Source organism: Escherichia marmotae, assembly GCF_002900365.1.
Classification (GTDB): domain Bacteria; phylum Pseudomonadota; class Gammaproteobacteria; order Enterobacterales; family Enterobacteriaceae; genus Escherichia; species Escherichia marmotae.
The window spans coordinates 3,087,302-3,099,915 of record NZ_CP025979.1; the positions used below are offsets into that span (position 1 = coordinate 3,087,302).

The window sequence follows — 12,614 nt, forward strand, 5'->3', positions numbered from 1 at the left end:
TGTCCACTGCCGTATCCGACATTACATTGATCAGCAAAATCAAAAATGTTTAGCGCAGGCGATTATAGTCATCAACCATTTCGTTGTACTCGCGTAATGCTCTCGGGAAAGAGTCTTCGACCATCCAACTTGAGTTTGCATCCTGAAGTTGCTCTTTATCCCAGTCAGAGTACGGGACTTTATCTCTGACGCGGCGAACATATTTTTTAGCCTCGAGCTGATATTGATCTGCCGAATTAATGAACGAGAAATTCATGCCGCCTTTATCCGCTTCTTTGGCCTGCGCCACCAGCGTTTCAAGTTCAGTCACTTTCTTCATTGTCGCTTCGGCATCAAACTTATCTTGCGATATCAGGTTATTAATTTGTTTCGCTGAAATCATGACCGCCAGAGAGTAGTAGTTGAATGTTTTCCCTTCTCTTTGTTCAATATTTTTCAGTTCCGCAAGCTGGCGCTTATCATTAATTTCCTGAATTGCCGCATGATAAGATTCTGCTACAGGCTCAAAGGCTTCAATATTTTTTAAGAATGTCTGGTGCAGCGTTTTCCCTTTGGCAAACGCATCGTCTTTATAATTTTCCTGGGTGTAATATTTATCCATTTCGTTAATAGTATTACCCAACGCCACGGCAGCATCGATATAACCCACCGCCACGCCATCAATAGGTTGCAGCGCAGGCGTTAACGCCACAGCACTTTTTACGCCTTTTTCACACTCAGAGAGATTGGATTCACTGATGCCGTAGATGCCATAAACAGTTCTCTCTTTACTGGTAGGCCCCTGTTTAAAATCTTTCAGCCAGTCAGCGTAACGTGCCAGACTGTTCTGCACAGGGAGCTGTAACTTGTTGTAGCACTTGATATAGATATCCATTTTTTCGTTAAAAACCGCTTGTTCATCGACCACCGGTTGCGCAGGTGTTTCAGGTTTAGCTTCTGCTTTTGCAACGGGGGCTTCTGTAGGTTTCGCTTCAGGAGCTGGTGTGGCAGGTTGACTATTGGCGGGCGGGGGAGTTTCTGTTTCGGCTTTTTTATCATCACAGCCAGTGATACCGAGAGCCATTATAGCGACTATAATAGCGGAAGATAATAAATTCCTTTTCATTTAATTGCCTTATAAATAGATAAATAAGAGAGTAAATATAATAAATAAAAAAAATAAAATGTCACTACACGCGTTTTGTTTATAAATAAACACATATAATTCACAGAATGAATAAGCTCTGCAATTTAATATATAAATCGCAGAACTTAATTTAATTAACAGTTCAGCCGTTGCGGAGGGGGAGTTTCCTGCTCCCCATTATTTAAGCCCCGATTACATCCCATAACGTTCAGAAATAGCAGCATGCTTCTCTTCATTCGCACCGGCTTCTTTGGCAAGACGCCACCAGCACAACGGATGTTCCCAGTCAGCGGTCAATTCACTCAGGCTCTTATCGATATCACCTTTAGAAACTGAACGCGGTGCACTGATGACAAAGTAGAACGCAGACAGCGGCTGTGCATCTTCTCCCTGATGACTGTCCGTTAACGTATAGTCATCATTACTGTTGCTCCAGTAGTACCAGTTTCGTTCACGGAGCGCCTCACGGAAGGTATTAAACTGTTCTTCACCAGGCATAACACCTTCGCAGAACCAGGACTCGCCGTACCCGGTCGGGATAATGGTTTGCAGGCACCCATAGAGCGGAGTGAAATTCTTCTGCTCTTCTTCGTCTTCTGGTCGGGTATTCAACATTTCCGCATCGAAAACGACAATTTCATCAACATGTTGCGGGAAATCGGTCCGGTAAGTCGGCTCTATAATCCTTGCCGTTACCGGCCCAATCCGCTGGGCATAGTAATAGCGGTATTCGAAGTTTTCCCGGAAACGGATGTTCAATAACCCCCATTTTTCGTCGATAAAACCTTCGCCTTCCGTAAGTTCTATTTCCAGCTCGGCTGCAATAGCACGCACCAGATCCCATTGTTGTAAGATGCTGGCGGTCGCCATGATATCCCACTGGAGATTGCGAATATCTTCTTCACGGCTAATCAAAAGCTGCTGTAATTGCTGTAAATAATCCAGTTGCCGATCCCAGGCATCCTGTTTTTGCGCCGCCCAGGAGCACATACGATAAACGCCTGGCCACTCGCGCCCTTTTGCGTTTTCCAGCAATTGTTGACCAATTGTCTCCAGTTCACTCCAGTCTTCCTGTTGGTTGATCACTCGCGCGCGGAACCACAGCGCCATATGTAGCAGCCCCGCCTGTTCATACAGCTTCGCCAGGTGCTCAATGGTTTGCTGATCGCCACGGTTAAGCAACAAATCCAGCAGGTCGAAACAGAGACCGTTATCTTCCTCAATATGACTTTCAACGTAACATTGCAAAAGTTCGATCGACTCATTGATCGCATTACAGGCGTTTAATGCATTGACCAGTTTGCCCAGCAATTCAGTATCATCTGGCGTGTTCAGGTAAGCACGGCGGAATACCTCTACGTCTTTTTCTGGGTCTGGCTGCGTTTCTTCATCGCTATTTTCAGATGCTTCCACTATCGGGCGAGCAAGCAACTCCGCCTCTTTGGCGGCGATTTTTTCGCTGAGTTCGAGAAATTCACGATCGACACCCAATAACGCGCGTAATTTCGGCATGTGCCGCTGGGCCAGTTTCATCGCCATTTTAGCAACCCAGACAGATTCACGTTCCAGCGCGAGGGTGATTTGCAGTTTTGCCAGATCAACCACTTTGCGGTGCGCCCCAGCCTGCGAACGATGCTCCAGCATTTGTTGGATAATGCGCGCCAGTTGCCAATGGTTTCTCTGCGGATGGCGAGGAAGCAGTACGGTAATAATCTTTACCCACATGCCCCATGAATAGGGAGTCAGATCTGACCAACGCGGCAATTCCTTCCAGACTTCTTCGTCCTGTCCGCATAACGCCATGATGTACAGTTTTTTCAACTGATAACTGATACGGTCGCGTCCCCAGTAATCATTTTCTTCTGCCAGTTCATCAATCAATTTGCGTGCTTCATCGTAACGCTGAAGGGCAACCAAAATATCGGCACGGGTCGCCAGCAGCGCTTCTAAATATTCACTCCCCGCTGCGTTTACCGCGTCGATTTGCCTGTCGATATAAACCAACGCCTCTTCTGTTTTGTTGGAATCCATCAGTGCGCTGGCATATTCGCAGGATAAACACATAAAACAGCTCCAGGTCGGATCAATGCGCGCGATGGTCTCTTCACATACCGCCATGCGTTCATTAGCCCAGCCTGGGGCATCTATATTCTCGTAGCAGGCGGATAAATCCTGCGTAACGCAGATAGATTGCGGGCAATCTTTCGCCTCTTCCCGATGTGCTTTTTCAAACAGCGCCACCACATCAGGCAGCACTTTTTCGCCTTCTTCGTGGTTAGTCAGACGATGGCGCATTTCCCAGTGTCCGATAAATATTTCCAGCCACGGATTTTTTGCCACCTGATTAAGTGCTTTCATTTCCGGTAATAATGAATCGCACTTTTCCATTTGCAGATGCAAAACACCTTCTGAAAAATCATCAATAAGTTGCGGAATATATTCTTGCCCGGCATCGCGCAACTCCTAACTATATTTATTGTACCACTCCCATGTATCCATTTTATTTTCCTTGATTAATTAAAACAGGAATAACCTGAGTAAAATCTTCCAGTGCCTGGTGTAAATCCCACTGCTGCTCTTTATTACCGCTGGAACACAAAATCACTTTTAGCGATTTTAATAATCGTAATGCCGCCTCTGGTTGCTGTTGATGTTGTAATGCCGTCACCAGTTGCATGACGCAGGGATTATTAAGGTTGATATACAGACTTGATGTTTTGGTCTTTTGGATTTGCGAGGTAAATTGCCGCGCCAGCATTAACGCCGCGGTGCTGATGCGCTTATCGGCATCATCCTGCTCAAGAATTTGTTTTAATTCCGCTTCCCGGTCTGGCGTGACGACTAACGGTAAAACGGCCGGTTCGAAGCGGGAAATAATTAATTGCTCACCATCGCAGAGCTGCTCTTCCAGATACGCAACCTGCTCTTCGGGCAACTCCGCCAGGCTGAACAACTGCTCATTACCCGTTTGCGTACCGACTTCGATAATCCGGCAGTGATATAACAGCGCCCAACGGCGTAAAAATGGCACCACGGCATAGCGATCGCCACGCGCAACGGGTCGTTGCAGAATGTGGAACAACATCTCTTCAAAACCGCCGTCGCGGCTTAACAGAATATGAATGCTGTTATTGATGCGTAAATCTTTCGCCAGCAACGCTCCTTTTGAGGTTGGCACCTGCAAACGGTCTTTCAGCAAATCAAACAGACGATCATCACACAATGCCGCACCCAGTAACGCCTCGTTATGGCGCATTAATACCCGTCGCCATATTTCTGGCTGGTTTTGTGCGAGATCGGACAAACCAGAGATCAGCGACTCTTTTAACGCCTCCTGCACCGCAACCCAGGTTTCATCTCGCTGAAGATCTTCCCGGCTCGCCGTCGGCGTCAGTTTCGATGATTCAATCACACCGCCAATAAAACCGGCCCAGGGCGGTAACAGCTCACGCGCTTCGTCATCGAGTAACATGCCGCGCAAAAACAACGACAGGTTGCGGTTATCGCTGGTGCCATAAGTTGCACCATCCTGAATCCATAAAATCCCGACGGCATCGCTCATCCCCGCCGGTACTACCGGAATGGTACAAATCGGTTCGAAGGAGGATTCAAACTGGGCGGCAAAGGCGAGATTTTTACGCTGCACCAACGCGCGGTGCATGGTTACGCCTTCGGGGGCAACTTCACGCCACGGCGGCTGGAGTTTATTCACCGGCTCGCTGGTATCGCCCACATAGACCGGCTCGTGCAGCAATATGCAGTAGCGGGAAAGAACGCGGTTCAGCAAATTGTTACTCGCCAGATGGCTGTACTCTTCTTTGAGCGTCAGAATGACCTGCGTACCCGGAGCCGAGTTTTGATGCGGGGTAACGGTGTATTTTTGCCCGTCGGTAGAGTGGTATTTCCAGCTCTGATCCGGCGTTTGCCAGGATGTGGTCAACACCGTGACCTCTTTTGCCAGCACAAAGGCCGACAAAAAGCCGAGGCCGAACATGCCAATGAGCCCCGTATCGTCATCCTGCTGGCGCAACATTCGGGTATAACCCACACCAACCGTTGCCAGAAAGCCATGAATTTCACTTTCCGTCAGGCCTGCGCCGGTATCGCTAATGGTGATGGTGGACTTCGCCACGTCAGCTACCACACGGATCAGATTGTCCTTTGGTGCATCAGGTTGCTCAATCCTGCGACGCACAATTGCATCATGCCCGTTCTGCACCAGTTCGCGCACGGCAACCACAGGTGTGGAGTAAAGATGCTTGCTGAGCACCTCAATTAAGCCGTTTAAATTAACTTCTGTTGAATATGAACTGCCTGGTAACTGTAATGTACTCATTTTTCAATACTCATAATCCATCACCCACTATTGAAAATACATTGAGGTTGACAACAAACACGAAATTGCCTGATGCACTGCGCTTATCAGGCCTACGGAATTCATTAAATCTGTACGATTTACAGGTCGGATGAGGCGTTTACGCCGCATCCGACAAAAATATTTTGCATTTTGTCAGTAATACTTATTGCTGTTTTTAATGCTGGAATAAAATTGTTGTTTCCCTTTACTCATTAGTTACACGTCTTTATTTATTGATACGATGATTAGTTCAAAACGTCCATATAAATAATATCATTAATTCATCGCGTAACGTGAAAGAAGTATATCTTTAACCGCCGGAGTTAACGAGTATATTTACTACAAATAAATAGTAATTATATTTAAATGCTGAATAATATGTTGAGGATTATTTAATAAAAAAATAAAACCGCAACCCGTAATCAGAATTGCGGTATTTTTTAATGATGAATTAAACGCTGAGGATGGGTATAAACCGTTGCCCTGCCTGGCTTACAAAAGCCCACTAATGTCAGGTTACAACGCTCAGCAACTTCCACCGCCAGCGTTGTCGCGGCAGACACCGCAAACAAAATCTCTACGCCGCACATCGCTGACTTTTGTACCATTTCATAACTGGCACGACTGGAAACCAGCACCGCACCTTGCAGCCAGCTTTCGCCTTCCCGCGCCCGGCGACCCAGCAGTTTATCCAACGCTACATGGCGACCCACGTCTTCATGTCCGCCCACCAGTTCACCAGAAGGCAGCATCCAGGCGGCGGCGTGCGTACAACCGGTCAATTGCCCCACGGGCTGGAAGTCATTGAGATGACGTAATGCGTCATCCAGTTTGTTGAGATCAAAGGTCTGGGTGAACGGCAGTGGCTGCACCGGTTTACCAATGTCATTAAGTTGCTCTACGCCACAGACACCACAGCCCGTGCGCCCGGCCAGCGCCCGGCGGCACTCTTTCAGCCCCATAAAGCGGCGGCTGGAAAGCTCGATTTGCACTTCAAGACCGTTACAGGAAGGAACAACGTCCATACCGAAGATATCACGCGGGTTTTCGATAATTCCTTCTGAAAGCGAAAAACCGAGCGCAAAGAGCTCAAGGTCTTTTGGCGAGGCCATCATCACCACATGCGAAATACCGTTGTAGACCAACGCAACGGGAACTTCTTCCGCGACTTCATCAAGCCGGGAATGTTGTAAATCATCACGCCGCCATAACTCAATTTGACGCATCCCTGTGATATTTGTCACATTTTTGATTTCTTTTTGCTGTGTTTTTTTCACTTTCTCTTAACCAGATAAGAACACACACACCAAGATTATGGTATTCTGTTACAACCCCTTCCTGGATGGAGGGAAATTGAGCCAATTCTGGACCTTTGCGGCCTCTTCCGCAAAGAAAAATAACTCCCACTCCCTGCACGCGCAGCAAGCGAATGTAAATGGGACGTGACAATGTCGAAACAAGGAGCAATCCATGCAGGTCAGCAGAAGGCAGTTCTTTAAGATCTGCGCTGGCGGTATGGCAGGCACCACGGCAGCGGCACTGGGTTTTGCACCCAGCGTAGCACTCGCGGAGACAAGGCAGTATAAACTGCTGCGCACCCGCGAAACCCGTAATACCTGCACCTATTGTTCTGTTGGTTGTGGGCTACTGATGTACAGCCTCGGTGACGGAGCAAAAAACGCCAAAGCATCTATCTTCCATATCGAAGGTGACCCGGATCACCCGGTCAACCGCGGTGCGCTTTGTCCGAAAGGCGCTGGCCTGGTGGATTTCATCCACTCCGAAAGCCGTCTGAAGTTCCCGGAATACCGTGCACCTGGTTCTGATAAATGGCAGCAAATCAGTTGGGAAGAGGCGTTTGATCGCATCGCCAAACTGATGAAAGAAGACCGCGATGCTAACTACATTGCGCAAAACGCCGAAGGCGTGACTGTTAACCGCTGGCTCTCCACCGGGATGCTGTGTGCTTCCGCGTCGAGTAACGAAACCGGCTATTTAACGCAAAAATTCTCGCGCGCGCTGGGTATGCTCGCGGTCGACAACCAGGCGCGTGTCTGACACGGACCAACGGTAGCAAGTCTTGCTCCAACATTTGGTCGCGGTGCGATGACCAACCACTGGGTCGACATCAAGAACGCCAACCTTGTTGTGGTGATGGGCGGTAATGCCGCTGAAGCTCACCCGGTCGGATTCCGCTGGGCGATGGAAGCCAAAATTCACAACGGCGCGAAGCTGATTGTGATCGATCCTCGCTTTACGCGTACGGCAGCGGTGGCTGACTACTATGCCCCTATTCGTTCCGGTACTGACATTGCTTTCCTGTCAGGCGTATTGCTGTACCTGCTGAACAATGAAAAATTCAACCGCGAATACACCGAAGCCTATACCAACGCCAGCCTGATCGTGCGTGAGGATTACGGCTTTGAAGATGGCCTGTTCACCGGCTACGACGCGGAAAAACGCAAGTACGATAAGTCTAGCTGGACTTATGAACTGGACGAAAACGGCTTTGCCAAACGCGATACCACGTTGCAACACCCACGTTGCGTATGGAACCTGCTGAAACAGCACGTTTCCCGTTATACGCCAGATGTGGTTGAAAACATTTGTGGTACGCCAAAAGACGCGTTCCTGAAAGTCTGCGAATACATCGCAGAAACCAGTGCTCACGATAAAACCGCCTCGTTCCTCTACGCGCTCGGCTGGACGCAACACTCCGTTGGTGCACAGAACATCCGCACGATGGCGATGATCCAGTTGCTGCTCGGCAATATGGGGATGGCAGGCGGTGGCGTTAACGCCCTGCGCGGTCACTCCAACATTCAGGGACTGACGGATCTGGGGCTGCTGTCGCAGAGCCTGCCGGGTTACATGACGCTACCGAGCGAGAAGCAAACCGATTTGCAAACCTACCTCGCCGCCAGCACGCCGAAACCGCTGCTGGAAGGTCAGGTCAACTACTGGAGCAACTACCCGAAATTCTTCGTCTCGATGATGAAAGCATTCTTTGGCGATAAAGCAACGGCGGAAAATAGCTGGGGCTTTGACTGGTTGCCGAAGTGGGATAAAGGCTACGACGTCCTGCAATACTTCGAGATGATGAAAGAGGGCAAGGTCAATGGCTATATCTGCCAGGGCTTTAACCCGGTTGCCTCATTCCCGAACAAAAACAAAGTGATCGGTTGTCTGTCGAAACTGAAGTTCCTCGTGACCATCGACCCGCTGAACACTGAAACCTCTAACTTCTGGCAGAACCACGGTGAGCTGAACGAAGTCGATTCTTCGAAGATCCAGACCGAAGTGTTCCGTCTGCCATCGACCTGCTTCGCGGAAGAAAACGGTTCTATCGTTAACTCCGGTCGCTGGTTGCAGTGGCACTGGAAAGGCGCGGACGCCCCGGGGATTGCGCTGACTGATGGCGAAATCCTTTCCGGTATCTTCCTGCGCTTGCGCAAGATGTATGCCGAACAGGGCGGCGCAAATCCGGATCAGGTGCTGAACATGACCTGGAACTACGCCATTCCGCATGAGCCATCTTCAGAAGAAGTGGCGATGGAGAGCAACGGTAAGGCGCTGGCCGATATTACCGACCCGGCAACCGGAGCGGTCATTGTTAAAAAAGGCCAACAACTTAGCTCGTTTGCCCAACTGCGTGATGACGGAACAACCTCCTGTGGCTGCTGGATTTTCGCCGGTAGCTGGACGCCGGAAGGCAACCAGATGGCGCGTCGTGATAACGCCGATCCGTCTGGCCTCGGTAACACGTTGGGCTGGGCATGGGCATGGCCGCTTAACCGCCGCATTCTGTATAACCGCGCCTCCGCAGACCCGCAGGGTAACCCGTGGGATCCGAAGCGTCAGTTGCTGAAATGGGACGGCACCAAGTGGACCGGCTGGGATATTCCAGACTACAGCGCAGCGCCTCCGGGCAGCGGCGTCGGGCCGTTTATCATGCAGCAGGAAGGCATGGGTCGTCTGTTTGCCCTCGATAAAATGGCGGAGGGTCCGTTCCCGGAACACTACGAGCCGTTTGAAACGCCGCTGGGGACTAACCCGCTGCATCCAAACGTTATCTCAAACCCGGCTGCGCGTATCTTTAAATATGACGCTGAAGCATTAGGTAAAGCCGATAAGTTCCCGTATGTCGGAACCACCTATCGTCTGACCGAGCATTTCCACTACTGGACTAAACACGCGCTGTTGAACGCGATTTTGCAGCCAGAGCAGTTTGTGGAAATCGGTGAGTCGCTGGCGAACAAACTTGGCATTGCCCAGGGCGATACCGTGAAAGTCTCCTCCAACCGCGGCTATATCAAAGCCAAAGCAGTGGTGACCAAACGTATTCGCACGCTGAAAGCGAACGGCAAAGATATCGATACCATCGGTATTCCGATTCACTGGGGCTATGAAGGCGTAGCGAAAAAAGGCTTTATTGCCAATACGTTGACGCCATTCGTCGGTGATGCGAACACGCAGACGCCGGAGTTTAAATCCTTCCTCGTGAATGTGGAAAAGGTGGATACCTAATAGATTTCAGATTGCAGGGAGCTGGCAACGCCATGAAGACCGGGAGCAGAAACACTATGTGACCGGGATGAATAAGGAAGCCAGCGAACCTGCAAGCTGAAAGATGAAGGGTACGGAGACGAAATATGGCTTACCAATCTCAAGATATCATTCGTCGTTCCGCGACTAACGGTCTGACCCCCGCCCCTCAGGCGCGGGATTTCCAGGAAGAAGTGGCGAAACTCATCGACGTCACCACCTGTATCGGCTGTAAAGCCTGTCAGGTGGCGTGTTCAGAGTGGAACGACATTCGCGATACCGTCGGCAATAACATTGGGGTGTATGACAACCCTAATGATTTAAGTGCCAAATCGTGGACGGTGATGCGCTTCTCGGAAGTGGAGCAAAACGACAAACTGGAATGGCTGATCCGCAAAGACGGCTGTATGCACTGTTCCGATCCAGGCTGCCTGAAAGCGTGCCCGGCGGAAGGGGCAATTATTCAGTATGCCAACGGTATCGTCGACTTCCAGTCCGAGCAGTGCATTGGCTGCGGTTATTGTATCGCGGGCTGTCCATTCGATATTCCTCGCCTCAATCCGGAAGACAACCGCGTCTACAAATGCACGCTGTGCGTAGACCGTGTAGTGGTTGGGCAAGAACCGGCCTGCGTGAAGACCTGCCCGACAGGCGCGATTCACTTCGGTACGAAAGAGTCGATGAAAACGCTGGCGAGCGAGCGCGTGGCTGAGCTGAAAACCCGCGGTTACGACAATGCGGGTCTGTACGATCCGGCTGGCGTCGGTGGTACACACGTGATGTATGTGTTGCACCATGCTGACAAGCCGAATCTGTATCATGGCTTGCCGGAAAATCCGGAAATCAGCCAAACCGTAAAATTCTGGAAAGGCATCTGGAAACCGCTCGCGGCTGTTGGCTTTGCGGCTACCTTTGCGGCCAGTATCTTCCACTACGTGGGTGTCGGTCCGAACCGTGCGGATGAGGAAGAGAATAATCTGCACGAAGAGAAAGACGAGGAGCGCAAATGAAACGACGTGACACCATCGTGCGCTACACCGCACCGGAACGTATCAACCACTGGATCACCGCCTTCTGCTTCATCCTGGCGGCGGTAAGCGGGATGGGATTTTTGTTCCCCTCTTTCAACTGGTTGATGCAAATCATGGGCACGCCGCAACTGGCGCGAATTCTGCACCCGTTTGTTGGCGTGGTTATGTTTGCCTCGTTCATCATCATGTTTTTCCGTTACTGGCATCACAACCTAATCAATCGGGATGATATCTTTTGGGCGAAGAATATTCGTAAGATCGTCGTCAACGAGGAAGTAGGTGACACCGGGCGTTATAACTTCGGTCAGAAATGCGTTTTCTGGGCGGCAATTATTTTCCTGGTCCTGCTGCTGGTGAGCGGTGTGATTATCTGGCGTCCTTATTTTGCGCCTGCTTTCTCAATCCCGGTGATCCGATTCGCGTTAATGCTGCATTCATTTGCCGCAGTGGCGTTAATTGTGGTTATCATGGTGCATATCTACGCCGCCCTTTGGGTGAAAGGCACGATTACCGCCATGGTGGAAGGATGGGTTACCAGCGCATGGGCGAAGAAACACCATCCACGCTGGTATCGTGAAGTCCGCAAGACAACGGAAAAGAAAGCTGAATGAGTATTCGCATAATCCCGCAAGATGAGCTGGGTTCGAGCGAGAAACGTACGGCGGATATGATTCCGCCGTTATTGTTCCCTCGGCTCAAAAATTTATACAACCGCCGCGCCGAGCGTCTGCGCGAGCTGGCAGAAAATAATCCGCTGGGTGATTACCTGCGCTTTGCTGCGCTTATCGCCCACGCCCAGGAAGTGGTGCTGTACGACCATCCGCTGGAGATGGATCTGACCACACGCATTAAAGAAGCAAGCGCACAGGGCAAGCCACCGCTGGATATTCACGTACTGCCGCGTGATAAGCACTGGCAAAAACTGCTGATGGCGCTGATTGCTGAACTGAAACCTGAAATGAGCGGTCCGGCGCTGGCTGTGATTGAGAATCTGGAGAAGGCATCGACCCAGGAACTGGAAGATATGGCCAACGCGCTGTTTACCTCTGATTTCTCGTCAGTCAGCAGTGATAAAGCGCCGTTTATCTGGGCCGCGTTGTCGCTCTATTGGGCACAGATGGCTAATCTGATCCCTGGCAAAGCCCGTGCAGAATATGGCGAACAACGTCAGTACTGCCCGGTTTGTGGTTCGATGCCGGTTTCCAGCATGGTGCAAATCGGCACGACTCAGGGCCTGCGTTATCTGCACTGCAACCTGTGCGAAACCGAATGGCACGTGGTGCGCGTAAAATGCAGCAACTGCGAACAGAGCGGCAAACTGCACTACTGGTCGCTGGATGACGAACAGGCTGCAATTAAAGCCGAAAGCTGTGATGACTGCGGCACTTACCTGAAGATTCTTTATCAGGAAAAAGATCCAAAAGTTGAAGCTGTGGCGGATGACCTCGCCTCTCTGGTACTGGACGCGCGAATGGAGCAAGAAGGCTACGCCCGCAGCTCCATCAACCCGTTCCTGTTCCCGGGTGAAGGGGAGTAATCTCTGACGTTTTCCGGG

Annotated in this window: 8 protein-coding genes; 4 read left to right on the plus strand and 4 right to left on the minus strand. The window is 50.4% G+C overall.

Annotated elements, in window-relative coordinates; all coding sequences use genetic code 11:
• Nucleotides 1–49: 49 nt before the first annotated feature.
• The 4 genes from C1192_RS15970 to fdhD form a co-directional block, all read right to left on the minus strand.
• Complete coding sequence (locus tag C1192_RS15970; RefSeq protein WP_038355708.1) at nucleotides 50–1,105, minus strand: YiiG family protein; 1,056 nt, start codon at nucleotides 1,103–1,105, stop codon at nucleotides 50–52.
• A gap of 213 nt (nucleotides 1,106–1,318) precedes the next feature.
• Entirely contained in the window at nucleotides 1,319–3,484 is a 2,166-nt protein-coding gene (locus C1192_RS15975) for a hypothetical protein (RefSeq protein ID WP_441006749.1), read from the minus strand.
• 142 nt (nucleotides 3,485–3,626) lie between these two features.
• A complete protein-coding gene (locus tag C1192_RS15980; RefSeq protein ID WP_038355707.1) occupies nucleotides 3,627–5,462 on the minus strand; it encodes an ATP-binding protein in 1,836 nt (611 codons plus the stop codon).
• 461 nt (nucleotides 5,463–5,923) lie between these two features.
• Nucleotides 5,924–6,760: a formate dehydrogenase accessory sulfurtransferase FdhD gene (gene fdhD, locus C1192_RS15985; protein WP_038355706.1), complete on the minus strand. Its 837-nt coding sequence runs from the start codon at nucleotides 6,758–6,760 to the stop codon at nucleotides 5,924–5,926.
• A 193-nt stretch (nucleotides 6,761–6,953) separates the two neighbouring features.
• Between fdhD and fdnG the strand changes: the two genes are divergently transcribed.
• The 4 genes from fdnG to fdhE all read left to right on the plus strand — a co-directional run bounded on the left by fdnG (nucleotide 6,954) and on the right by fdhE (nucleotide 12,596).
• On the plus strand, nucleotides 6,954–10,010 hold the full coding sequence (fdnG, locus tag C1192_RS16000; RefSeq protein ID WP_158650417.1) for a formate dehydrogenase-N subunit alpha: 3,057 nt from the start codon (nucleotides 6,954–6,956) through the stop codon (nucleotides 10,008–10,010).
• Nucleotides 10,011–10,135: 125 nt separating this feature from the next.
• Nucleotides 10,136–11,038: a formate dehydrogenase O subunit beta gene (fdoH, locus tag C1192_RS16005; protein ID WP_000331381.1), complete on the plus strand. Its 903-nt coding sequence runs from the start codon at nucleotides 10,136–10,138 to the stop codon at nucleotides 11,036–11,038.
• Nucleotides 11,035–11,670, plus strand: coding sequence for a formate dehydrogenase cytochrome b556 subunit (fdoI, locus tag C1192_RS16010; RefSeq protein ID WP_000829020.1), 636 nt, complete (start codon nucleotides 11,035–11,037; stop codon nucleotides 11,668–11,670). The genes fdoH and fdoI overlap by 4 nt, the downstream gene beginning before the upstream one ends.
• The gene (gene fdhE / locus C1192_RS16015) at nucleotides 11,667–12,596 is read left to right on the plus strand and encodes a formate dehydrogenase accessory protein FdhE (protein WP_000027717.1); all 930 of its coding nucleotides are present in this window, start codon (nucleotides 11,667–11,669) and stop codon (nucleotides 12,594–12,596) included. Before fdoI ends, fdhE begins: the two co-directional genes overlap by 4 nt.
• Nucleotides 12,597–12,614: the final 18 nt, after the last annotated feature.

Coding starts and splice junctions, on each gene's coding strand:
- C1192_RS15975 (WP_441006749.1), bottom strand. CDS start 3,484: ATGAAAGCACTTAATCAGGTGGCAAAAAATCCGTGGCTGGAAATATTT.
- C1192_RS15980 (WP_038355707.1), bottom strand. CDS start 5,462: ATGAGTACATTACAGTTACCAGGCAGTTCATATTCAACAGAAGTTAAT.
- fdoI (WP_000829020.1), top strand. CDS start 11,035: ATGAAACGACGTGACACCATCGTGCGCTACACCGCACCGGAACGTATC.
- fdhE (WP_000027717.1), top strand. CDS start 11,667: ATGAGTATTCGCATAATCCCGCAAGATGAGCTGGGTTCGAGCGAGAAA.
- C1192_RS15970 (WP_038355708.1), bottom strand. CDS start 1,105: ATGAAAAGGAATTTATTATCTTCCGCTATTATAGTCGCTATAATGGCT.
- fdoH (WP_000331381.1), top strand. CDS start 10,136: ATGGCTTACCAATCTCAAGATATCATTCGTCGTTCCGCGACTAACGGT.